General features: G+C 50.1%; 22 protein-coding genes. 20 read left to right on the forward strand and 2 right to left on the reverse strand.

The genetic code is table 11. The features are described 5' to 3' along the window. Positions 1–41 precede the first annotated feature (41 nt). From prfB to BQ2674_RS03005, 18 genes are all read left to right on the forward strand, one after another. A protein-coding gene (gene prfB, locus BQ2674_RS02920; protein ID WP_367619608.1) for a peptide chain release factor 2 occupies positions 42–1,161 on the forward strand; the annotation gives its coding sequence in 2 pieces (ribosomal slippage) (positions 42–110 and positions 112–1,161; 1,119 coding nt in all). Between the two features lie 5 nt (positions 1,162–1,166). Further along, entirely contained in the window at positions 1,167–1,847 is a 681-nt protein-coding gene (locus BQ2674_RS02925; protein ID WP_075572367.1) for an LmeA family phospholipid-binding protein, read from the forward strand. Positions 1,848–1,900: 53 nt separating this feature from the next. After that, positions 1,901–3,928, forward strand: a complete 2,028-nt coding sequence (locus BQ2674_RS02930) for a DUF5693 family protein (protein ID WP_235828794.1) — start codon at positions 1,901–1,903, stop codon at positions 3,926–3,928. Further along, a complete protein-coding gene (gene csaB / locus BQ2674_RS02935) occupies positions 3,918–5,030 on the forward strand; it encodes a polysaccharide pyruvyl transferase CsaB (protein ID WP_075572368.1) in 1,113 nt (370 codons plus the stop codon). Before BQ2674_RS02930 ends, csaB begins: the two co-directional genes overlap by 11 nt. Before the next feature lie 15 nt (positions 5,031–5,045). After that, positions 5,046–5,732 carry a cell division ATP-binding protein FtsE gene (ftsE, locus tag BQ2674_RS02940; protein ID WP_075572369.1) on the forward strand — a complete coding sequence of 229 codons (687 nt, stop codon included), beginning with the start codon at positions 5,046–5,048 and terminating at the stop codon, positions 5,730–5,732. After that, entirely contained in the window at positions 5,722–6,609 is an 888-nt protein-coding gene (gene ftsX, locus BQ2674_RS02945) for a permease-like cell division protein FtsX (protein WP_075572370.1), read from the forward strand. Before ftsE ends, ftsX begins: the two co-directional genes overlap by 11 nt. Positions 6,610–6,612: 3 nt before the next feature. Next, complete coding sequence (locus tag BQ2674_RS02950) at positions 6,613–7,773, forward strand: murein hydrolase activator EnvC family protein (protein WP_075572371.1); 1,161 nt, start codon at positions 6,613–6,615, stop codon at positions 7,771–7,773. 15 nt (positions 7,774–7,788) lie between these two features. Further along, on the forward strand, positions 7,789–8,943 hold the full coding sequence (locus tag BQ2674_RS02955; RefSeq protein WP_075572372.1) for a S41 family peptidase: 1,155 nt from the start codon (positions 7,789–7,791) through the stop codon (positions 8,941–8,943). Between the two features lie 174 nt (positions 8,944–9,117). Next, entirely contained in the window at positions 9,118–9,588 is a 471-nt protein-coding gene (gene tnpA, locus BQ2674_RS02960; protein ID WP_075572373.1) for an IS200/IS605 family transposase, read from the forward strand. Between the two features lie 126 nt (positions 9,589–9,714). Continuing rightward, complete coding sequence (obgE, locus tag BQ2674_RS02965; protein ID WP_075572374.1) at positions 9,715–10,989, forward strand: GTPase ObgE; 1,275 nt, start codon at positions 9,715–9,717, stop codon at positions 10,987–10,989. Positions 10,990–11,048: 59 nt separating this feature from the next. After that, positions 11,049–11,228: a hypothetical protein gene (locus tag BQ2674_RS02970; protein ID WP_075572375.1), complete on the forward strand. Its 180-nt coding sequence runs from the start codon at positions 11,049–11,051 to the stop codon at positions 11,226–11,228. After that, positions 11,209–11,823 (forward strand): nicotinate-nucleotide adenylyltransferase, encoded by a 615-nt coding sequence (nadD, locus tag BQ2674_RS02975; protein WP_235828795.1) that lies wholly within the window; start codon positions 11,209–11,211, stop codon positions 11,821–11,823. The genes BQ2674_RS02970 and nadD overlap by 20 nt, the downstream gene beginning before the upstream one ends. Continuing rightward, positions 11,816–12,412, forward strand: a complete 597-nt coding sequence (gene yqeK / locus BQ2674_RS02980) for a bis(5'-nucleosyl)-tetraphosphatase (symmetrical) YqeK (RefSeq protein WP_075572376.1) — start codon at positions 11,816–11,818, stop codon at positions 12,410–12,412. The genes nadD and yqeK overlap by 8 nt, the downstream gene beginning before the upstream one ends. A gap of 50 nt (positions 12,413–12,462) precedes the next feature. Continuing rightward, positions 12,463–13,500, forward strand: coding sequence for an LCP family protein (locus tag BQ2674_RS02985; RefSeq protein WP_235828796.1), 1,038 nt, complete (start codon positions 12,463–12,465; stop codon positions 13,498–13,500). A 12-nt stretch (positions 13,501–13,512) separates the two neighbouring features. Next, a complete protein-coding gene (gene rsfS / locus BQ2674_RS02990) occupies positions 13,513–13,863 on the forward strand; it encodes a ribosome silencing factor (RefSeq protein ID WP_075572378.1) in 351 nt (116 codons plus the stop codon). Between the two features lies 1 nt (position 13,864). Beyond that, positions 13,865–14,734 carry a CvfB family protein gene (locus BQ2674_RS02995; RefSeq protein ID WP_075572379.1) on the forward strand — a complete coding sequence of 290 codons (870 nt, stop codon included), beginning with the start codon at positions 13,865–13,867 and terminating at the stop codon, positions 14,732–14,734. Between the two features lie 39 nt (positions 14,735–14,773). Continuing rightward, positions 14,774–16,297, forward strand: a complete 1,524-nt coding sequence (thrC, locus tag BQ2674_RS03000; protein ID WP_075572380.1) for a threonine synthase — start codon at positions 14,774–14,776, stop codon at positions 16,295–16,297. Then, positions 16,290–17,162 carry a DMT family transporter gene (locus BQ2674_RS03005; RefSeq protein WP_075572381.1) on the forward strand — a complete coding sequence of 291 codons (873 nt, stop codon included), beginning with the start codon at positions 16,290–16,292 and terminating at the stop codon, positions 17,160–17,162. Before thrC ends, BQ2674_RS03005 begins: the two co-directional genes overlap by 8 nt. A 131-nt stretch (positions 17,163–17,293) precedes the next feature. Here BQ2674_RS03005 and tnpA (BQ2674_RS03010) read toward each other — a convergent pair whose 3' ends face one another. Beyond that, positions 17,294–17,758, reverse strand: a complete 465-nt coding sequence (gene tnpA / locus BQ2674_RS03010) for an IS200/IS605 family transposase (protein ID WP_075572382.1) — start codon at positions 17,756–17,758, stop codon at positions 17,294–17,296. 188 nt (positions 17,759–17,946) lie between these two features. Beyond that, positions 17,947–19,551, reverse strand: coding sequence for a peptide chain release factor 3 (locus tag BQ2674_RS03015; protein ID WP_075572383.1), 1,605 nt, complete (start codon positions 19,549–19,551; stop codon positions 17,947–17,949). A 162-nt stretch (positions 19,552–19,713) separates the two neighbouring features. On the opposite strand from BQ2674_RS03015, the gene BQ2674_RS03020 reads away from it, so the two are divergent. Together BQ2674_RS03020 and BQ2674_RS03025 are read left to right on the forward strand one after the other, a co-directional pair. After that, positions 19,714–20,982 (forward strand): glycosyltransferase family 4 protein, encoded by a 1,269-nt coding sequence (locus BQ2674_RS03020; RefSeq protein WP_075572384.1) that lies wholly within the window; start codon positions 19,714–19,716, stop codon positions 20,980–20,982. Between the two features lie 35 nt (positions 20,983–21,017). Further along, a complete protein-coding gene (locus BQ2674_RS03025) occupies positions 21,018–22,214 on the forward strand; it encodes an MFS transporter (RefSeq protein WP_235828797.1) in 1,197 nt (398 codons plus the stop codon). The last annotated feature ends 131 nt before the right edge of the window (positions 22,215–22,345 follow it).

Below are 22,345 nucleotides of genomic sequence, written 5' to 3' on the forward strand. Positions count from 1 at the left end.
ATCTGTTATTGCGGATGCCTTTAAGGACGGTGATTCTTGTGTTGTTGGAAGAAATGCGGAAACCTTTGGAAGACTTGCAAAAGAGAATACAGGAAATCGGGGATTCACTTTAACTTGGATAAAAAGAGAGACCGCATATTGGATCTGGATATGCAAATGAGCGATCCCGATTTTTGGAATACGCCCGACAAAGCGAAGGCCGTTTCCCAGGAAGCGACGGCACTGAAAGCTGAAGTGGAAGGGCACGACGCCATTGTCAGGGAAGCGGACGACCTGGCGGAGCTGTGCAGGATGGCCATGGATGATGACGATCCTTCCTTTGCGTCGGAAATAGAAAGGCAGTATAATTCCCTGTTAAAAGAATTGGAAAAGCGTGAAGTTTTGCTCCTTTTGTCGGGCGAATACGACTCGTGCAACGCCATTATGACCTTTCATGCCGGCGCGGGCGGTACGGAAGCGCAGGACTGGACTCAAATCGTCGTCCGCATGTACAGCCGCTGGGCCGAACAGCACGGCTACCGCATTCGTATGCTGGACTACCAGCCCGGTGATGAAGCGGGCACGAAAAGCTGTGCCTTTACGGTTGAAGGCAAGTACGCGTACGGTTATTTGAAATCGGAAAAAGGCGTACACCGGCTGGTGCGTATTTCCCCCTTCGACGCGGCTGCACGCCGCCATACATCCTTTACGGCAGTGGACGTCATGCCGGAGCTGCCGGATAATGTAGAAGTAGAAATCAATATGGACGATGTGCGCATCGACTATTTCCGCGCTTCCGGTGCAGGCGGACAGCACGTCAACAAAACGAGCTCCGCCGTGCGTATGACCCATATTCCCACGGGTATTGTCGTACAGTGCCAGAACGAGCGGTCACAGGTGCAGAACAGAGAAATGTGTATGAAGTACTTGCGGGCCAGGCTCTTTGAACTGGAAGAAGAAAAAAAGGAGAAATTGCGCGCCGAAATCAACGGTACACAGCAAGCCATCGAATGGGGAAGTCAGATTCGCTCCTATGTTTTTCACCCTTATAACCTTGTTAAAGATCACCGGACCGGTGTGGAAACAGGAAATATCCAGGCCGTTGTGGACGGGGATATTGACATGTTCATCGAGGGCTATCTTCAATATGTAAAAAATAGGCGCAATCAAATTGAGGAATAAAGATAATGAAAAAATTATGTCTTTTGGCGGGGCTCGTGGCGGCCCTTCTGTTTGCGGCCAATCTCTACGGACCGCAAGTAGCTGAAAACGCCTTGTACCGTTCGTTGGACGGGCGCATGAACGTGAGCCGTGAAAACGTGCGCGTTATGGCCGAGCCGGGAATGGAAATCTTGGCGGGACGTCTTGATTCCGTGTATATTCACAGTGATGCCTTTACAGTGGGAAAGCTGCGCTTCGAGTCCTTCGACTGTTCTCTTGAAAATTTGAGTTTTAATCCTTTCTCATCCCTTTTTCACAGTAAAATGACCTTGGCGAGCGCTCAAAGGGGACAGGTACGGGCGGCAATTTCCGCCGGCGACTTGAGGAGATATTTGGCGGAAAGAACTGATAAAATAGCCAATGCGGATGTCACCTTCGAGGGCGACGAAGTGCATGTTCGCGGCGATGCAAAACTGGGCGGTCTTTTGTCGGCAACGGCCGACGTGGCGGGAAAGTTCGTCATTGAAGGAACACATTTGAAATTTGCGCCCTCTCAAGTATATATTGAAGGATTGGGGCGGACGTACGGTACGGATAAGGTGGGCAGCATCGATATATATGATTTTGACAGCTTTCCCTTCGGTATTACGCCCGATAAAGTCACTATAGAAAACGACCTTCTTGTCATTTACGGACAGGTACGATGAGGTGCGGATAAGTGGATATGGTAAAGTGTAAGCGAAAAAAGAGCATGGTCATCATGGGAATAATTGTTTTCATCGGGCTGATTTGCGCCTTTGCTTTGTGTGCGGCTCGTTGGCAGGTGGAGAGAAACAGCATGACTGTCGAACAGGCTATGGATTACGACGCTGTTATATCGGTTGCGCAAAACGACGGCTATTCGCCGGAAGAAGCTATGGAAATGGCGAAGAATGCCGGCATTACGAGTTTTGCCATTTATGACACGACCTTGAACAAGCTTTCGCAGCGCGGTGACATTTCTCTTATTACGCCTTTGATGGCGCAAATTTACTATCCTCAGCTTGCCGCAGCTGTCGGCACGGCCTATGATTACTATCTCATCGGCAAGCCGAGAGACGAAAAAGACTTATATTTTGATGAAGTGAAGGAAGATCTGGGTCTACGTTTAGGCATGAGCAACGTGGCCGAAATATGGAACGATACGTATCGCATCCTCGGTATTCGCGGGGTCATGCCCGATTTGGGTGACGTCAATCTCGGTATCCTGTCTGCTGATGCCAATCGTATTGCCGACAGCGGGTTTCGAGTTATTTTGCGGCCTACAAACTACGCCGACCCCGATAAAGTCCATATAGACGCCTTTTTTAGACGTGCAGAAAAGATTCGCAACGTGAGCGGCATCATCTTCGTCGGCAAGGAAGTGCTCGGTTATTCGGCCGACGACGGGCAGCGTGACAACCTCCTGGCGTATACAGGCATGTTAATGAAAGAAAAGAAGGTTCCCTTTTATATGATCGAGGCGGCCAATCAGCTGCAATACGACAGGCAGGACGGCATGTACGAACTTGCCGATATAATCGGTTACGATACGGCACGCGTCTACGCCATGAGTAAGGATGAACTGGATAAGGTGACGGAAGAAGAAGGGGCTATGCGCTTCTACATCAGCGATTTGGAACGAAACTGCCGCGTCAATCTGTATCCCATTTATAAAAAGCCGCTGCACGGACTGAATCGCACGGAACGCACCTTTAAGTATATTCGTGATGCTTCGGCCAAACTGGAAGAACGGGGCTATGCCTTCGGCAAAGCATCCATTATGCCCGTTTACTACCCGTCCCGCAGTTTGGCGGCTATAGTAGCGGCAGCCGCGTTATGCGGCATGTTGTTCACGCTCAACCTCATTCTTCCTTTACGGGATAAGATAAACTATATTTTCACGTTCATTGCCGTTGTCGTCGGCAGCGCCGGGTATGTTAAGATTGCGAGTCCGCTCTTCCTGCAGGTTGTCGCTGTCGGTATTGCCGTTTGTGCTCCTGTAGCGGCTATTCTCATATTGCTCGATTACTTCAGGGCAAAGGAAATACGGGAAGTGCAGTCTTACGGCAAGGTTATACGAGACGGCATCTTGACACTTACCCTTGCCGTCTGTATTGCCATGATCGGCGGCTTCTTCATTGCGGCCCTGCTCGGCGATATTCGTTTCTTTATGGAGTTTGAATTTTACCGGGGTGTCAAGCTGACCTTCGTCTTGCCCCTCGTCTTGACGGCTGTTGCCTACATACGGCGGTTTCCCCTCTTGGGTGAGCCTGTTCAGTCGGCTGAAAGTTTTGTCGATTTTATTCGTAAGTTTCTGCAATTGCCCATGCACATGGGGTCGTTTCTAATTGTCGCCGTCCTCGGCCTGGCGGCTTTCATCTTCGTCGGCCGCAGCGGCCATACGGCAGGTGTTCCCGTGCCGGGCGCGGAAGTGGCTATGCGCCGCTTCTTGGAAAATATCATGTATGCGCGGCCGCGGGAAAAGGAATTTCTTGTCGGTCATCCGGCCTTTTTTCTCATGGTGGCAGCCGTCTATCGGCGCTGGCCGCAAGTTTTACATTTCTTCCTCGTCATCGCCTCCGTCATCGGCCTGGGCTCCATGGTAGAGACCTTCGCTCACATACGGACCCCCTTCCTCATGTCCTTTATTCGCGGCATTAACGGTTGGCTCACGGGGCTTGTCGTCGGTATTCTGCTCATTGCGGTCCTCGCTTTCTTCCGTTACTTGAGCCTCTGGTTGGGAAAGCAGGTGGCTCATGACGACTAAGATTGTCATTTCCGGTTACTACGGCTTTGCCAACGCCGGCGATGAAGCCATGCTCTCGGCCATTGTCGGCTCCTTGCTGGCGCTTTTGCCGGATGCGGAAATTACGGTTATTACGGGAAATCCCGCCGCCACTGCGAAGAGCCACGGTGTAAAAACCGTTCATCGCTTTAATGTCTTTGCCATCATTTCGGCTCTGAGCCGATGTGATCTTCTCATCAGCGGCGGCGGCAGCCTGCTGCAGGATGTGACGAGCTCGCGCAGCATTTACTACTACTTGGGCATCATTCAGACGGCAATCGTCTTTAAACGCCCCGTCATGCTCTATGCCCAGGGTATAGGACCCGTGACGGGAACGCTGGCCAAGAACCTTGTAAAAACGGTCTTGCAGCATGTAGACGTAATCGGTGTACGTGATGAAGACTCGCAGGAGACACTGGTCAGAATGGGTGTGACGAGACCGCCTGTGCACGTAACGGCCGATGCGGTTTTGTCCGTTCCCGTCCCGGCACCGGCAAGAGGGGTGGAAATACTTGCCGCCAAAGGCGTAAGTGCGGCAGAGAAAAAAGTGGCCGTCGCTTTTCGTGACTGGCAGGGTATGAAAAATCACAAGGGTGAGCTTGCCCGAGCTGTCGACAGGCTGACGGCGAAAGAGAAGTGCCGCATTATTTTTATACCTATGCAGTATCCTGCAGATGTGGGAGCGGCCAAAGAAATCGCATCCCTCATGGCGGAGGATGCAATTGTCCTTGAAGAGGCGTATAATACAGAAGAGTTCATGTCGCTCATGGGTGCCGTCGATTTGGTCATTGCCAATCGGCTTCACGCCCTTGTGTTTGCGGCAGTTATGAATACACCGATGACCGCCGTCTCGTATGATCCGAAAATAGATGCTTTTATGACTCTTATAGGCGGCTCCATATGCTGTACGATGGAAGATTTCGACAGTGAGCACATCGTTACCGACGCCGCGGCTAAGCTTATGCATAAGTCCCTGCCGCAACCGGTGCGGGAACGAATTGAAGACTTGGAGCGCCGGTCTCGCCGCAATGCGGATCTTGCAGTCGAACTCATTAGGAAGACGTGTCATCAGGTTACTACGTAATAGTGAGGTGTGTATATGATCGATTTTAGAGGTGTATCCAAGACATACGACAACGGTTCCGTTGCACTTGATAATATTGACCTGCACATTGGCAAGGGCGAATTTGTCTTCCTCGTAGGTGCCAGCGGCGCCGGCAAATCGACATTTATCAAGCTTCTGTCTCATGAAGAACTGCCCACTCGCGGCAGCGTCTTCGTCGACGGAACGGAAGTAAACAGAATAAAGAAGAGCCGCGTACCGTACCTGCGGCGCAGTATGGGCATCGTATTTCAGGATTTTCGCCTCCTGCCGAACAAGACGGCCTCGGAAAACGTGGCCTTTGCCATGGAAGTAATTGAAACGTCGCGAAAAATAATGAAAGAACGGGTCCGCACGGTTCTGGATCTGGTCGGCCTCGCCGGCAAAGCCGACGAACTGCCGCAGAATTTGAGCGGCGGTGAACAGCAGCGCGTTGCCATTGCGCGGGCCATAGTCAATCGTCCTCTCCTGCTCATTGCGGACGAACCGACAGGCAATCTTGACCCGGAAACGTCCAAGGGAATTATGGAAATTTTCACGAAAATCAATCATATGGGTACGACGGTCCTCATGGTAACACACGACAAGCAGATGGTCGACTTGATGAACAAACGTGTCATCGAAATCGACAGCGGCAGAGTCGTGCGCGACGAACTGAAAGGAGGCTACGGAGATGAAAATTAGAACGATGAACTACTATATGTCCGAAGCCTTCAAATCATTTTGGCGCAACAGCTTTATGTCCATTGCCTCCATTGCGACGGTCGCCTTGGCCCTTTTTATTCTGGGGCTCTTTTCCATGTTGGCGGCAAACCTTGACTATTTTGCAAACAATTTGGAAAACCAAGTTCAGCTCAGCGTTTATTTGAAAGACGACTTGACGACGGACGAAGTCATGGCGACGGGCAGACAGCTGAAAGAGCTTCCCGACGTAAAAGAACTGACCTTTACGAACAAGGATCAGGCCATGGAAAAAATGAAAGAACGCATGAAAGATCAGCCGGGTATCCTCGACGCCTTGGACGGCAAAAATCCTCTGCCCGCATCCTATGAGATTACATTCAACCGTCCCGAGTCCGTCAAGACTGCGGCTGCGGAAATCAAGGACATCAAGGGCGTTGAAAGCACGCATTACGGCCAGGATATTATTGAGCAGCTGTTTAAAATTGCCAATATCATTCGTTGGGGCGGTATCGTTCTCATTGTCTTTCTCGCCTTTGCGACGCTTTTCATTATTTCCAACACCATTCGCCTTACCGTTTTTGCGCGGCGAAAGGAAATCGGCATCATGAAGTACGTCGGCGCGACAAATTGGTTTATTCGCTGGCCCTTCCTCCTGGAAGGCCTGCTTTTGGGCTTTATCGGCGGCATTATTGCCGACCTTGCTCTTTTCCAGTTCTATCGCTTTGTGACCGTGTCCATTCATGAATCGCTGGCCTTTTTACCGCTCGTCGGCTTTTTCCCCTTTATGTACCAACTCGCCGGCGGGCTCCTGGTCATCAGTATGATTATCGGCGCTATTGGCAGTACAATTTCGTTGAAACGGTATATGAAGGTGTAGCCTATGATAAAAAAACTGGTAACGAAGAAGAAGCTGGCCGCCTTTGCTGCAGCTCTGCTCCTGATGCCGTGCCTTTTTGCCTTTGCGGAAGATGAAGATCTGCAAAGTCAGCTCTCGGACGTACAGAGTCAGATGGAACGGCAGAAACAGAAAAAGGGAGAAGCCGAAGCGACTATCGGCAACGTTTTTGAACGGCTGCGCGTCATTCAGCAAAATCTGGACGCGGCCATGAAAGAATATAAGGATATAACGGCGCAGATTGCGGAAACGGGAAAGAAAATCGGCGCTGCTCAGGCGAAACTTGATGAAGCGCAGAAGCGCCTGCAGGCACGTGAAAGCATTCTCAGCAAGCGCATGCGTGATATTTACATGCACGGTCAGCTGAACTACTTGGACGTGGTCATCGGTGCGAAGGACTTTAACGACTTTGCCAACCGCGTCGAATTGCTGCGGCGCATTATTGCGGCCGACATGGATCTGATTTCTTCCATTAAGGAAGAACGGGCGCAGATTGCCGAGGCCAAGGCAGTCCTTGAAGAAGAGCACAGCCGTCAGGCGGAACTGCAGGCGCAATCGGCAGCGAAAAAGGATGAAATCGCGGCCCGCAAGGCGGAGCAGCAGGCACTCCTGGAAAAGGCGCAAAACGACAAGGCTACGGCCGAAGCGGCCCTGCGGGAATTGGAAGCATCGTCCAATGCCATTGCGGCCATGCTGCGGCAACGCGCGGCGGACCGTGCCGCCGCATCGGGAGGAGGAGGTTCTTATCAGGCCGTCAGCGGCTCGGGTGTCTTCATGTGGCCTGTGAGCGGCCCCATTACATCGCCTTTCGGGTATCGGGAACATCCTATTTTCGGCAGACAGATTTTGCATTCGGGCATTGATATCGGTGTCGATGAAGGTACGCCCGTGGCGGCAGCCGATTCGGGCGTCGTCGTCGAGGCGGACTGGCTCGGCGGTTACGGTAACGCCGTTATTATTGACCACGGCAACGGTCTGTCCACTGTTTACGGACACAACTCGTCGCTCACCGTCTCGGCGGGACAGAGCGTCTCGAAGGGCCAAATTATCGCTTACTCCGGGTCTACGGGGAATTCGACGGGACCGCACGTTCACTTTGAAGTGCGTTCCGGCGGTGAACCGGTCGATCCGATGGGATACTTATAAGTGAGAGCGCAAATAATGAAAGTACTTAACATCCTCGCCAGGATCTGCGGCATCTTTCTTGTCTTTTTGAGCGGTGCGCTTCTGATCATTATGTTTCTTTCCAAAGCGTACTTGGGAGACGGCCTGGGGCTTTTTAAAATCCTGCGTACGGCACAGATTATTACGCAGCATTATGCAGGTCTCGTCGACGAAAGGACTCTCTTGGACGGCGCCTTGGAAGGTCTCGTTGAAAAGCTGGGCGACGAACACTCTCTATATCTCGACGGGGAAGATTTTAAAGAATTTTCCGAAGCGACGAACGCTTCATACGCCGGTATAGGCGTATATATTGCGCAGACGGAAGACAAAAAAGCCTTTATTGCCGGCGTCATTGAGGACAGCCCGGCAGAAGAGGCGGGTCTCAAACGGGGCGATATCATTGAGGCCGTCAACGGCATAGCGGCAGAAGGCCGGGAATTGTCCGACTTGTCGCAGGACATACGCGGCGAAGTCGATACGACCGTAATACTTACGATTCTGCGCAACGGAGAACGGGAAGACGTTCCCGTTGTACGGCGCAATATTACGCTTCTCACTGTTGCCGGTAAAATGCTGGACGGCACGGATACGGGATATATCCGTATTTCTTCTTTCAGTACCGCCACAGGTGACGAGTTCGGCAAAACTTATAAACGTCTCAAGGGAGACGGCATGAAGCGCCTCATTCTTGACCTGCGCAATAACCCGGGCGGCCTCGTCGATCAGGCGGCCCGGGTGGCGGAATACTTGTTGCCGCCCGGAAGCACTGTGGTTTCCTATATGCAGCGTGACGGAGAGGAAGAAGTGTTTACGACGACCGGTACAGATGATAGAATACCTTTGGTAGTACTTGTAAATGAAAATTCCGCCAGTGCCGCCGAAATTCTTTCAGGAGACATACAGGATTTGCACGCAGGTGTACTGATCGGTATGAAGACGTACGGCAAGGGTACGGTACAAGGCGTTTTCTCCGTAGACACGGATGAGGCCGTCAAAGTGACTATTGCCAAGTACAAGACCGCAGCAGGAAGGGAAGTGGACGGTACGGGTATTGAACCGGACATTACCGTTCAGCTGCAGCCGAACAGCAGCGTCGATTATCAGTTGGAACGCGCTAAAGAAACGATAAGCGGCATGATGCAGGACAGATAGACTGAGACACGGTATATCTGCATACCGTCTTTTTTTGTATATCCGAAAACCACGCGATAGTCGCGTGGTTCAAAAGAGCTTAAGCGATGAGGAAAACAAAAAAGCTCCTCATGTGATAGGATAAAGGCGTGACCTGCCAGTTACGCAAAACTATGACATGAGGAGGACATTAAGATGACAAAGCAATCTAATGTTGGAACTAGTCTAGCACATACAAAATGGAATTGTAAATACCATATCGTATTTGCGCCAAAGTATAGGAGGAAAGTATTCTATGCAGAAAAAAGAGGAGCTATCCGGGATATACTTAGACAATTATGCCAATGGAAAGGCGTAGACATTGTAGAAGGAGAAGTGTGCCCGGACCACATCCACCTACTGGTTAGTATTCCACCGAAATTGAGTATATCAAGTTTCATGGGATATCTAAAAGGAAAAAGCAGTTTGATGATCTTCCAACGGTTCGGGAATATGAAATTTGCGTATCGGAATAGGCAATTCTGGTGCAAAGGATATTATGTGGATACGGTAGGGAAAAATACAAAAGCGATAAAAGAATATATAGAGAATCAGTTGAAAGCAGATAAAGAGAGCGATCAATTAAGTTTATTTGACCCGCAAGACCCGTTTACGGGTAGCAAGTAACCCCGTGCGTGGCTGGCAGGCCAATAAAAAGCGCACTTGTGCGCTGCCTTTAACGTTAGGGCTATGCCCGAAACAGAAAAACCACCCGCTATGCGGGTGGATGGTTATTGTACAGAGGAGAAAAATATGTTTATAGACAGAGCCAGAATTTTCGTTCAGTCAGGTCACGGCGGCGACGGCATGAGCAGCTTTCGCCATGAAAAGTTCGTCCCCAAAGGCGGTCCCAACGGTGGTGACGGCGGCCGCGGCGGCAACGTAATACTAGCAGCGGACCGCAATATAAATACGCTCGTTGATTTTCGCTTTCGCCGTCTTTTCAAGGCTAAACCGGGCGGTAAGGGTGCAAACAGCAATAAGTATGGCGCCAATGCCGATGATCTCATCATTCCCGTCCCGGTCGGTACAATAGTCAAGGACGAGGCGACGGACACGATTATGGCCGATTTGAGCTTTGACGGTCAGCAGACTGTCGTCGCCGCCGGCGGCCGCGGCGGCCGCGGTAATTATCACTTCCGTACAAGTGCGAACCGGACGCCGACGTTTGCCGAAAAAGGGGAGCCCGGTGTGGAGCGATGGCTGAAATTGGAACTCAAGGTCCTGGCCGATGTGGGACTTCTCGGCTATCCCAGCGTAGGTAAGTCCAGTATACTGCGCAAGGTATCGGCGGCACAGCCCGAAGTGGCGGCATACCACTTTACGACGCTAAATCCCGTTCTCGGCGTCGTCGATTTGGATGATATGCGCAGCTTTGTCATGGCCGACATCCCCGGCCTTATTGACGGTGCCAGTGAAGGCGTCGGTTTGGGGCACGATTTTCTCCGCCACGTGGAACGAACGAAAGTCCTCATTCATGTCCTGGACGTTTCGGGCATGGAAGGGCGCGATCCGATAGAAGACTTTGAGAAAATCAATACCGAATTGGCCAAATACAGTGAGAAACTGTCGAAGAAAAAGCAAATCGTTGCAGCCAATAAAATCGATCTCTTAGCGGACGACAGGAAAAACCTCGATCGTCTTGAAGTGTACATGCAAGAGCGTGACATTGAAGTCTTTCCCGTCTGTGCCGTCAGCGGCGAGGGAATACGTCCCTTGTTGGAACGGGTTTGGGAATATATAGGTGCCTATGAGCCCGAAGCGGAAGAACGGGATGATGAAGTTCTGTACAAACCGGCAGTAAAAGCGGATTTTGAAATAGGCCGTGACGACGACGGCGCTTTCGTCATTACGGGCATGCGTATTGAGCGCCTCGTAGCCATGACGAATTTCGACGATGACCAGTCTTTGCGCCGTTTTCAGCGTATTTGGCGTTATATGGAGCTTGATAAGCTCCTTAAAGACGAAGGTATTCGCGACGGCGACACGGTGCGCATTTACGGCACGGAATTCGAATATTATCAATAAATGAGAGAAGATACTATGCTTACAGGAAAAGAAATATCCAAGTTTGACTTTATTAAGGCATGAAACAGGTACGCATGAAGACGCTGCAAACGATCAGGGCATATATACGTACACTGCGGCAATATGCGGCCTCACCGAAGACACAATACGAGTATAAGCATTACGGCATTTTTCTTATTCTCTTCGCTCTTGTCGTCATACTGCTCTGGGGAGGGATATATGTATATGAGGGCCATTGAGAGATTGGGAATTATCGGCGGTACCTTTAATCCCGTTCATTTGGGGCATCTTATGATTGCCGAAGAGGCGCGGCAGCGTTTTAATCTGCAATCGGTACTCTTCATTCCCTCGTATATTACACCCAACAAGGAAGTAAACGGCGCGACGGCGGAAGAACGGCTGACCATGGTGCGTTTGGCAACGGAAAGCAATCCGTATTTTACGGTAAGCGATATGGAAATTCGCCGCAAAGGCTGCTCCTATACGGTGGATACGCTGCGGCGCCTGAAAGAAGAATACGGCCCTATGTGCGAACTCTACTTTATTTCCGGAACCGATACGGTCATGGACTTACCGAACTGGCATCATCCGGAAGATATATTGCGGCTCTGTAAATTCGTCGGCGCCGTAAGGCCCGGCTCCGTCGGCAAGACGGAAAATGTTGTCGCTTCATACGGCCGTTTGGGCGAAAATATTCTCCTGCTGGACGTACCGGGCATGGACATTTCTTCAACGGAATTGCGTCGACGCATGGCAAACGGCAAGTCCGTTCGCTATATGATACCTGAAAGAGTATTATCATATATACAGGAAAAGAGGATTTATTATGCTTGATGCAGCGTTTAAAGACAAAGTAAAAGCGGACATGAAAGAAAGATTATCGGCCAGGCGGTACACACATACGTTAGGCGTTGCCGAAGCGGCAGTGAAGCTGGCTTACATGTACGGTATCGATATAGACAAGGCGGAAACGGCGGCGCTCCTCCACGACGCGGAAAAAGAAGACTCGTTGGAACATATGCAGTCCCTGGCGGATTCGATGTACGGCGATTCGCTTGCGCCGGAAATACAGGCCAACGGCAGCCTGCTGCACGGCTATGCGGCCGCTTCCTATGCCGCCATGGTTTATGATATTTTTGATAAGGATATCCTGAATGCCATTGCTCACCATACTACGGGAGCCGAGTCCATGAGCCCCCTGGAAAAGGTTATTTTCCTTGCCGACTACATTGAAGACAATCGCGACTTCCCGGGCGTGGAAAAACTGCGTAAAGCAGCGGAAAAAAGCTTAAACAAAGGAGTTTTAGCCGGCTACGACATGACTATTCAATATTTGCTGCAAGAGGGAAAGACGATTTTTATCGGTACTGTACGCAACCGCAACGCCCTCTTGCGGGAAATGAAACGTAAAGGCGGTTATTAATGAGAAAGCGATCTAAAGAAACTGCAAGAAGGCGGGCTCACAGACAAAAGGTGAAAAGTCGTAAAAATACGTTTCTGCAACGCACACTTATCTTTTTGTCCGTCATTGTCATCGCCTTCATCGTCGTATTCGCGGCCCATCGGGATGACGGCAATAAATCGGCCGGCAATAACGCCGTTGCGAGCCGCGATTTTTCACAAATCAGCGCAGATGTTCCGGTCTATGTGCTTCTCGTAGGTATAGATGATGAAAAACCGGCGCAGTGCAACTTCGTAGGCGTCGTCGCCGTAAACAAGGAGAAGAAGCACGTAGACGTCATTATGCTTCCGGACAATACAAAGATTGAAGGGCGGAAAGAAAAGGGGGCCCAGACCCTGTCTTCCGTTTACGGTGAAGGCGGCATTTCTTTGGTACAGGCCGTTGTGGAAGATATTTTTCATGTACCGATTTCGCACCATATCATTGTGGAAGCCGATTCTTTCCTGAAACTCATGGACATGACGGACGGCATGAATATGTACGTCGAAAAAAACATGTACCATGCTGATAGGAACGGCAATACAGATATAAACCTTTTTCAGGGGTATCAACACTTGGACGGCCTTGAGGCTTTAGGCTATATGCGCTATCTTGACAGCGACGGCACCTTGTCGCGAACACAGCGGCAGCTGCGTTTTATTAAGCTCTTTCTGACGGCGCGCTTAAAGCAGCGGGGCGTTATAAATGCCGTTGAAATTTATCGGGTTTGGAATAATCTGGACTCCGATATTCCGGCGAAAGAGGCGGCACGCTTAGTCTACGATTTCGGCGGCACCGATATTTCCGCTGTTTCCTTCTATATTCTTCCCGGTGAACCGTCCGGAATTCGTGAGGATACAGGTGATTCCCCCCGCACCTACTGGGTATACGACCCCATTGAGGTGCAGAAGATCATCGGCATGACCAACAATGCTTTGGCGCCGGACGTGACGACAGTTCCCGAGCGACCGGAGACGGCGAATGCGGGGGACCCCGGTAAAAAAGATACGAAGAACGCCTCTAAAAACGTAGTGACGGATACTGCCAAAAAGGCAGCAAAGAAACAGTAAAGGAGATATTTCATGAGTAAATTAAATACATCCTGGCAAATAGCGGCACAGGCGGCGCATGACAAAAAGGGAACGGACATTGTCGTTCTCAACATGTCCGATACATCTTTGATGGCCGATTATTTTGTTATCGTGAGCGCACAAAATATCAAGCAGGCGCAAGCTGTTGCCGATAATGTAAGCGAGTACTTAAAGAAGGCCGACCTGCCCGTATATCATAAAGAAGGGTACAGCGGCGGTACGTGGATACTTATTGATGCGGGCGATACGGTAATTCACATTTTTACGGAGCAGGAACGGGAATACTACGGTCTGGAAAACGTCTGGGCCGATGTGGAACACATTTCATTTCAAGGTGAGTAAAATGAACCTTTTACAGGAAAATACAATTGCCGAATTGGAAGTCTTGCGTACCGGAGAGCTCGGTGCTTTTCTCGACGGACAGACGGGAAATACAAGCGAAGACATTTTGCTTCATAAGAATCAGCAGACCCGTGAAGTCACGGCCGGTGAAAAGGTAACGGTCTTCCTCTATCATGATCCGTCCGGTCGTTTGACGGCGAGCATGCACCTGCCCAAAATAAAAGTAGGCCAAATCGGGTACGCCCCGGTCATCAATACGACGCGCTTCGGGGCCTTCGTCGATATCGGTACGGAGCGGGGAATTTTCATGCCCTTTGCAGAAATGAAGGGCCGTCCCAAGGAAGGCGAATACATTTGGATAAAACTTTACAAAGACAAGTCGCAACGCCTGGCCGTCTCAATGGAAGTGGAAGATGAAATGCGCCGCGCTTCCGTTGCCGCAACAGCCGCCAATATAGGTGATTGGGTGGAAGGCGCCGTTTACAATATTACGGAGCAGGGCGCTTACCTGATGACACGCGAACGGTGGATTGCCTTTTTGCACCGCAGCGAATGGACGGGGCCCGTCCTCATCGGCCAAATGCTCAAGGGGCGCATCACCTTTTTGCGCGACGACGGACGCGTTAACATTTCTCTGCGCCAGGCCAAGGAGCTGGCGCTCTCCGGAGACGGCGAAAAAATCATGAAACTCTTATTAGCGCGGAAAGGCAAGATGCCCTATGGCGATAAGACCGATCCGGCCGTTATAAAGAGCAAGTTCGGACTGAGTAAGGCCGCCTTTAAACGTGCCTTGGGGCATTTGATGAAAGAAGGCCGCGTTTATCAGCAGGACGGCTGGACATACGCAAGCGAAACCAATGCTCAGGAATAAGAGCGCCTTTGCGGTTACGCTTCGGGAGGGAGAGATTTTATGAAATACAAAAGCACGCGATCCGATGAAACCGTTTCACCGTCATACGCACTTCTGCACGGTTTGGCAGGAGACGGCGGCTTATACGTGCCCGTTCGTTTTCCCGAAAATGTGCTGACTTATGACGATATTAAGGAGAAAACCTATAAGCAAATTGCCTGCCTTGTATTGTCTTACTTTTTTACGAATTTTTCAGCTGCAGATTTGGAGGCCATGGCGGATCGAGCCTATAATAGGGAGACTTTTCGTGCTGAGACCGTTGTGCCCTTGCGCTCCCTTGATACGGACGTAAGCATTGCGGAACTCTTTCACGGCCGCACGTCGGCCTTTAAAGATTTGGCGCTCTCCATATTTCCGCATCTCCTGACGGCAGCTAAAAAAGAAGAGACCGAGTGCGGTGAAATCCTCATCCTCACAGCGACGAGCGGTGATACGGGCAAGGCCGCCATGGAAGGCTTTAAAGACGTAGCGGGCACACATATTACGGTCTTTTACCCGTCCGACGGCGTAAGCAGTATGCAGAAGATGCAGATGCAAAAACAGGAAGGCGGTAATGTGGATGTAAAGGCCATTTACGGCAACTTCGATGATGCCCAGTCCTTTTTAAAACGCGTTTTTACGGACAAAGAGGTCAATGCCTATGCGCAAAAAAAGGGGGTTATGTTCTCAAGTGCCAATTCCATCAACATAGGCCGCTTACTGCCGCAAATCGTGTATTACGTGTCGACCTATGCGGCGCTCGTGGAAAACGGCAGTATCGGCGTGGGGGAACCGTTCGATATCGTCGTGCCGACAGGCAATTTCGGCAATATACTGGCCGCTTATTTGGCCGGAAAAATGGGTATTCCTTTAGGACAGCTTATTTGCGCGTCCAATAAGAATAAAGTCCTTGCGGATTTTTTTGCAAGCGGCACGTACGATATGAACCGGCCTTTTTATACGACGAACAGCCCGTCTATGGATATTCTTCTGTCCAGTAATTTTGAACGATTTTTATACTACCTCACGGGCGGCGATACAGACAAGGTAGCCGCATGGGAAAAAGAACTTGCCGAGACGGGCCGCCTTACGGCGGGAGAAGCCGAACGGGCCGCCTTGACCGAGCACTTTGCGGGAGACTGGATAGACGATGAAGAAACAAAATTCGTCATCAACCATACATTTAATGACAACATGTATCTTTTCGATCCGCACAGTGCCGTAGCGTACGGTGTTTATTTAAAGCGTAAGCGCGCAGGGCTGATGTCGGGACGGCATACGGTCATTATGGCTACGGCCCATCCTTATAAATTCCCGTCCGTCATTTGTGAAGCCTTGGGCCTGCCTGCAGATGAAGATCCCTTCGACGCACTCGAACGGTTATATGCCGTATCCGCCATGAATATTCCGAAACCGCTCAAGCGCCTCCAAAAGCTGCCCCTTCGCTTTACGGAAACCATAAATAAAGACGCGATGAAAACGGCGGTCATGGAAACTATTGACCGCATAGGTGCTCATACGGAAAGAAGGCGCGGTCTTGAATAAAGGCGTAATATATTCGATTTTGGCAGCCTTGGCCTTCAGCTTTCAAAATGTTATCGTAAAAGATTTATCCGTCACCATGGGGACGGGAGAAATCGCATTTTTCCGCGGTACTTTGAGCGCGATCATCATTTTGGCGCTCATTAAAATTCAGCATGTGCACCTGTCTCACGAAGAGCGGCCGACACTGGCATTGCGCGGTATTCTGGGCGGTATCGGCATGGTCTGCATGTTTTACGGCCTGCGCTATGTTCCCTTGGCGGACACGGCTATTTTGTCACAGCTTTCAGCTTTTTTCGTTATGCTTTTTGCGGCCGTATTTTTGCGGGAAGTTATTCCGAAGAACGCTTTTGTTCCCCTTGTCGTCATCATACTCGGCGCGTGCTTTGTCGTCAGGCCCTGGCATTTCGAATCGTTCAATGTTTATTCGCTCTTCGTCCTGGCCCAGGCAATCCTCGCAGCGGCTGCATACACGACGGTCAGTAAGCTGACCGCCTCGGGGAAACATCACCAGTACGAAATCGTTCTCTATTTTCTCGTTTGCGCGGCCATAGCCGGCGCTATTCTCATGGGCACCGATTTTCGTATGCCCGACAGGACGGAATGGCTTTGGTGCATTGCCCTCGGCGTAAATTCCGTTATTGCCCAGGTGTGGATGACCCGGTCCTATATGTACGGCAATCCGGTCGTCGTCAGTTTTGTCGCCTATATTGCGGTCTTCTTCAACTCTCTTTGGGGCTACCTCTTTTTCGGTGAGGTCATGTCGGCAATGACCGTCACGGGAGGTCTGTTGATTATTGGCGGTTCCATGTATTTGACAAAGATGAAGCACGACAAAATTCGTAAAAAAAATCATAACCACCAGTAGAACTGGTGGTTTGCTCTGACCCTATAAGGGTCTATCTCTTGTGGTAGCACCAAATGGTGCACTGAATAAAATCCGGCAATCACATCACTGTTACTGGCAGCCCCCTACTCGGGGGCTCTTTCTTTGCCTACTTATGTACTCTTCTTACCCGTAAACGGGTCTACATACTCTTTGAAATCCAACGTGTCCTGTGCTATATCTTCCTGCAGTTGTTGTCGGATATAGGTTTTTATCGCACCTTCGTATTTTCCTACCGTGTCCACATAGTAACCCCGACACCAAAAATGTCTATTGCCATACTTATATTTTAAGTTTGCATGTTTATCAAATATCATTAAACTGCTCTTACTTTTTAGATATCCCATGAAACCGAATACACTTAGATGTGGTGGTATTGTCACCAGCATGTGGATATGATCCGGACAACATTCTGCTTCCAGTATTTCTACGTGCTTCCGGGTGCACAACTCCCGCAATATTTTTCCTATATCCACCTTTATGGTCCCATATATAGCTTGTCTTCTATATTTGGGCGCAAATACGATATGGTATTTGCATCTCCATTTACTGTGTGATAAGCTTTGTACGTCATTCATTGACAGTGAACCTCCTATCCGTTATGTGATGTGGTTGCCAGACCATCATCATTCTAACACAGGAGGTTCCTTCTTTTTCTATAAGTATTTTTTGCTCCCCCAGTAAACTGGGGGTTTAGTCATGCCTGTTCGGCGCCAATAAATTAAAAGAGGAGCTTCGGGGGCTCCTCTTTTTCGTAATATCCGCATTAATTGTCTTCCAGAGGCAATTCATCGGGCCGCTGACAGAAGATAAAATCCGGATTGCGTTCGACAATCCAGTTGGCCTGCCATTCGTTCGTAATGAGCAAAACCGTGCGCTGCTTATGATCTTTTACTACCATGGCGCTGTCAATATTTTTCAGCTCCTTATAGTCTTTTGTTTCCGAATATATCCAGCGCGCCACCGAATAGGGGAGACGATTCATTTCCAACGTCACGCCGTATTCGTGGAGCAGTCTGTATTCGAGAACTTCAAACTGCAATTGACCGACGGCGCCGACGATGTAGCTTTCCATGGAGCCCGGATTTTCGTATATCTGAACGGCCCCTTCCTGGGCAAGCTGAGTCATGCCTTTGAGGAACTGTTTCCGCTTGAGTGAATCTTTTGCCCTGATACGGGCGAAAAGTTCCGCCGGAAAGGTGGGAAAGTCGGCAAAGGTTACTTGCCGTTTGCCGTCATAGAGTGTGTCGCCTACGCCGAGGGACGAACTGTCGAAGACGCCGATAATATCACCCGGCCATGCTTCATCAATCATGGTGCGCTCCGTCGCCAGGAACTGCTGCGGCTGCATAAGGCGAACGGGCTTGCCCGACTGGCGGTGCGTGACGGTCATGCCTTTTTCAAACTTGCCCGAACAGATGCGCATAAAGACAATGCGGTCGTGGTGCTGCGGGTTCATATTGGCCTGAATTTTAAAGATGAACGACGTGAACTGCTCCGACGTCGGCTCTACGCTGCCTTCCTTCGTTTTTCGGGGCTGCGGTTTCGGTGCGAGCTCAAGGAACTTTTCCAAGAACAGTTTGACACCGAAGTTGGTCATGGCCGAGCCGAAGAACATAGGTGTAAGCGTACCGTTTTTTACTTTTTTCAAATCGAATTCATCACCTGCCGCATCGAGGAGTTCAATATCGTCGACAAGGGACCGGTGGACGTCGTCGGAGAGCAGGGCTTTAAAAGCCGGATCGTCGGCAGAGCCCTTGGCGGAGGCCAACTTTTGCTGGCCGTGATTCATATCCTTAGCGAAAAGTTCAATAGAAGAGGTCGTTCGATCGTAAATACCCTCATAATTGCCGTTAATGCCGAGGGGCCAGTTCATGGGATAGGCACGGATGCCGAGAATATTTTCGATTTCATCCATCAGATCGAAGGGATTGCGGCCGAAACGGTCGATTTTATTGACAAACGTAAAGATGGGGATTTGCCGTTCCCGGCAAACGCGAAAGAGCTTTTTCGTCTGTTCTTCCACGCCTTTAGCGACGTCGATGAGCATGACCGCACTGTCGGCGGCCATTAAGGTGCGATATGTATCTTCGCTGAAATCCTGGTGGCCGGGTGTATCGAGGATATTGATATGATGCCCTTCGTAGTCGAATTGCAGTACCGAACTCGTTACGGAAATACCGCGCTGTTTTTCAATTTCCATCCAGTCCGATACGGCATGTTTCGCCGTTTTGCGGGCCTTTACCGAGCCTGCCAGATGAATGGCGCCACCGTAGAGAAGAAGTTTTTCCGTCAGCGTCGTCTTGCCGGCGTCGGGATGGGAAATGATGGCAAAGGTTCTTCGTTTATTTACTTCGTCTATTAAGGACATAGAGCACCTCGTTCAATCGATTTTACAATATGCAAATTTTATTATATAAGGTTTTTACCATGGCCGCAAGAAAGCATATGCCATCATTATTTTTGACGGATTTATCAAAAACGGCTTCACTTATGCTATAATAGCTGTATTATTTTCTCGTGAGGTGCGATTATGAAGATCCTTCATTGTCTTGCTCAGCTCCCTATGAAAACGGGCAGCGGCATATATTATGATACGGTTATTAATCACCTTGCCGAACGGGGACATGAAAATGCGGCCCTCTACGGTGTTCAGGAACCTTTTAGTGTTGAGCTTTCCTGTGTCGCTTCTTTTCCCGTTCGGTTTAATACGGAAACATTACCTTTTCCCATTGCCGGCATGAGTGATGAAATGCCCTATCCGTCGACAGTGTACAGTGAAATGACAAAAAAACAGATCGGGCAATATATATCCGTTTTTCGCAGTCGCCTGGAAGAGGCGAGCCGCGCCTTTAAACCGGATGTCGTCGTTACGCACCATATCTTTCTTATGACCGGTGTCGTGCGCGAAGTCTTCCCGGACACCCCGGTTGTCGGGATCAGTCACGGCACGGACTTGCGGCAGGTAAAAAAGCATCCGCGCTTTAAGGAATATTTGACAAGCGTCCGCAGCCTTGATGCCTATTGGGCTCTCGGTGAAAATGACAAAAAATTGATGTCGCAAATTTTTGAATTGCCGACGGAACGTATTACGGTTATGGGCGGCGGTTTTAAAGATACCATTTTTTACAGGGAAGCGGTAGGACAGGAAAAGAAAACGCGGCACCGTAATTTGACGCCTCTTGTCGTATATGCAGGAAAGATTTCCCGTTCCAAGGGCATTTTTGAATTTATTCAGGCTTTCGCCCGGGCACAGAACGAGTTTTCCCACCGTCACGGCACGGCACCGACCAAGCTTTTATATATCGGCAACGGGACGGACGGACAGATTGCCGAATTGAAGGCGCTTTCAGGAAACTGTCCGGAAGTAACGTTCATCCCGGCCGTACAGCAGCACGAATTGGCGGCCATTTTGCGGCAAGCCGATTTTTATACTCTCCCGTCGTATTACGAAGGCATCGCCTTAACGGCCGTTGAGGCCATGGCTTGCGGATTGCCGGTGATTACGACGGAAATCATCGGTCTCATGGAGCTCTTGGGACCGGTTGTCAATAAATCGGGCTTTATTGAATACGTCAAACTGCCGCGCCTTTACGAAGTGGACAAGCCCGTTGCCGAAGATATTCCCGCCTATATTGAACGCCTGAAAGAAGCACTCTTACGCCAATTCGAGCGTTGGGCCGCCGGCGAAGCAATGGATGCGCCCGTCTGCGCTGCCGTCGACAGTCATTCGTGGCGGCATATTGTAAAGAGAATGGAAAAAGAATTGGAAATACTTGCAAGTAAATGCAAGGCTGATTGATAGACCGCAGATATATCAATAAGGAGGTGAGATACGTGTCCGACGGAACATCTCTTTGGACGCGAAGCTTTATTTTAATGACCGTTGCCAACGGCCTGCTTTTTGCCAATTTTCATGCCCTCGTGCCTACAATGGCCATGTATGCCGCATCCTTAGGTGCGACGGGCGGTGAAATCGGAATTATTACGGGCATCTTTGCCATATCCGCCATTTTTGTGCGTCTATTTACAGAAAATTTGGTGCAAAAGTGGGGCAGGAAACGCTGCTTTTTTGCAGGTCTCGGCCTGTCTCTGGCAGCGACGGTATCTTATATGGAATTCACCGGTTTTTCTACACTCCTCACGGCGCGTATCGTTCACGGCTTCGGCTTCGGTCTGGGCACGACTTTTGCCGCCGCCCTGGCTGTTGATATTATACCGCCTGCGCACAGAGGCGAAGGGCTGGGCTACTTCGGTCTGGGCAACACCATTTCCATGGGCGCTTCGCCGGCCGTCGGCGTCGCCGTCCTGACATCGCTCGGTGCGGGTGCTCTTTTCGGCATATCCGCCGTAGCCATAGCATCATCTCTTTTCCTCTTTTGGATTTGTCTGCGTCATAAGACGGCACCGCCCGTACCGAAACGGACGGAGCATATATCCCTGCGGGAGCGGCTGATCGTCAGGGGAACGGCGTGGAACGCTTTGTTTTCGGCCCTCTTCGGTTTCGGCTTCGGCAGCGTGAATGCTTATTTACCCATGACGGCACTGGAATTGGGCATTGAAGGAAGCGGTCTCTTCTTTGTCGTCGGAACCGTATTTACCTTCTTGTCCCGCCTCTTCGGCGGCCGTATTTACGACAGGCACGGTGCCTTCTTCGTCATCCTGCCGGGGGCCGCTTTGATGGCTCTCTCCATCTTTATTGTCCTTTTGTCGCACTCCCTCGCCATGCTTCTTTTTGCCTCCGTCTTTTACGGCTTCGGTGCGGGCCTGCTTATGCCGTCTCTCATGGCGGCTCTCTTCAGTTCCGTCACACCGGAACGGCGCAACAGCGCAAGCGCGACCTTTTACAATATGATGGACCTGGGAACGTCCCTAGGCATCGTTTTCTTGGGCACCCTGGCGGGTATGATCGGTTATATCCGTATCTTGGATGTTGTTTTGGCGGAACTCCTCATCTTCAGCGGTCTTATTCTCTTATTACACCGCCGCAAGGGCAATACCGATAATATTATAGAAGAAAAAGACTTGATATGATTTAAATACATGCTTTCTTTTTATTCCGTGCAATTAATATAATTTACAGCTTTTTAAATATAACTTATAATTTAATGTAAAAGAAAGTAATTTATTCCCTATTGTGAATTATAAGGTATCAATGCAAAAAG

Origin of the sequence: Megasphaera coli (assembly GCF_900095855.1) — a bacterium.
In the GTDB taxonomy this organism is placed as follows: domain Bacteria; phylum Bacillota; class Negativicutes; order Veillonellales; family Megasphaeraceae; genus Megasphaera; species Megasphaera massiliensis_A.

Excerpts from the sequence above, each read along its gene's own strand:
- BQ2674_RS02925 (WP_075572367.1), top strand. The coding sequence starts at position 1,167 with ATGAAAAAATTATGTCTTTTGGCGGGGCTCGTGGCGGCCCTTCTGTTT.
- BQ2674_RS03015 (WP_075572383.1), bottom strand. The coding sequence starts at position 19,551 with ATGTCCTTAATAGACGAAGTAAATAAACGAAGAACCTTTGCCATCATT.
- ftsX (WP_075572370.1), top strand. The coding sequence starts at position 5,722 with ATGAAAATTAGAACGATGAACTACTATATGTCCGAAGCCTTCAAATCA.
- ftsE (WP_075572369.1), top strand. The coding sequence starts at position 5,046 with ATGATCGATTTTAGAGGTGTATCCAAGACATACGACAACGGTTCCGTT.
- thrC (WP_075572380.1), top strand. The coding sequence starts at position 14,774 with ATGAAATACAAAAGCACGCGATCCGATGAAACCGTTTCACCGTCATAC.
- BQ2674_RS02930 (WP_235828794.1), top strand. The coding sequence starts at position 1,901 with ATGGGAATAATTGTTTTCATCGGGCTGATTTGCGCCTTTGCTTTGTGT.
- tnpA (WP_075572382.1), bottom strand. The coding sequence starts at position 17,758 with ATGAATGACGTACAAAGCTTATCACACAGTAAATGGAGATGCAAATAC.
- BQ2674_RS02995 (WP_075572379.1), top strand. The coding sequence starts at position 13,865 with ATGAACCTTTTACAGGAAAATACAATTGCCGAATTGGAAGTCTTGCGT.
- nadD (WP_235828795.1), top strand. The coding sequence starts at position 11,209 with ATGTATATGAGGGCCATTGAGAGATTGGGAATTATCGGCGGTACCTTT.
- csaB (WP_075572368.1), top strand. The coding sequence starts at position 3,918 with ATGACGACTAAGATTGTCATTTCCGGTTACTACGGCTTTGCCAACGCC.
- obgE (WP_075572374.1), top strand. The coding sequence starts at position 9,715 with ATGTTTATAGACAGAGCCAGAATTTTCGTTCAGTCAGGTCACGGCGGC.
- BQ2674_RS02950 (WP_075572371.1), top strand. The coding sequence starts at position 6,613 with ATGATAAAAAAACTGGTAACGAAGAAGAAGCTGGCCGCCTTTGCTGCA.
- BQ2674_RS03020 (WP_075572384.1), top strand. The coding sequence starts at position 19,714 with ATGAAGATCCTTCATTGTCTTGCTCAGCTCCCTATGAAAACGGGCAGC.
- BQ2674_RS02970 (WP_075572375.1), top strand. The coding sequence starts at position 11,049 with ATGAAACAGGTACGCATGAAGACGCTGCAAACGATCAGGGCATATATA.
- BQ2674_RS02955 (WP_075572372.1), top strand. The coding sequence starts at position 7,789 with ATGAAAGTACTTAACATCCTCGCCAGGATCTGCGGCATCTTTCTTGTC.
- tnpA (WP_075572373.1), top strand. The coding sequence starts at position 9,118 with ATGACAAAGCAATCTAATGTTGGAACTAGTCTAGCACATACAAAATGG.
- rsfS (WP_075572378.1), top strand. The coding sequence starts at position 13,513 with ATGAGTAAATTAAATACATCCTGGCAAATAGCGGCACAGGCGGCGCAT.
- yqeK (WP_075572376.1), top strand. The coding sequence starts at position 11,816 with ATGCTTGATGCAGCGTTTAAAGACAAAGTAAAAGCGGACATGAAAGAA.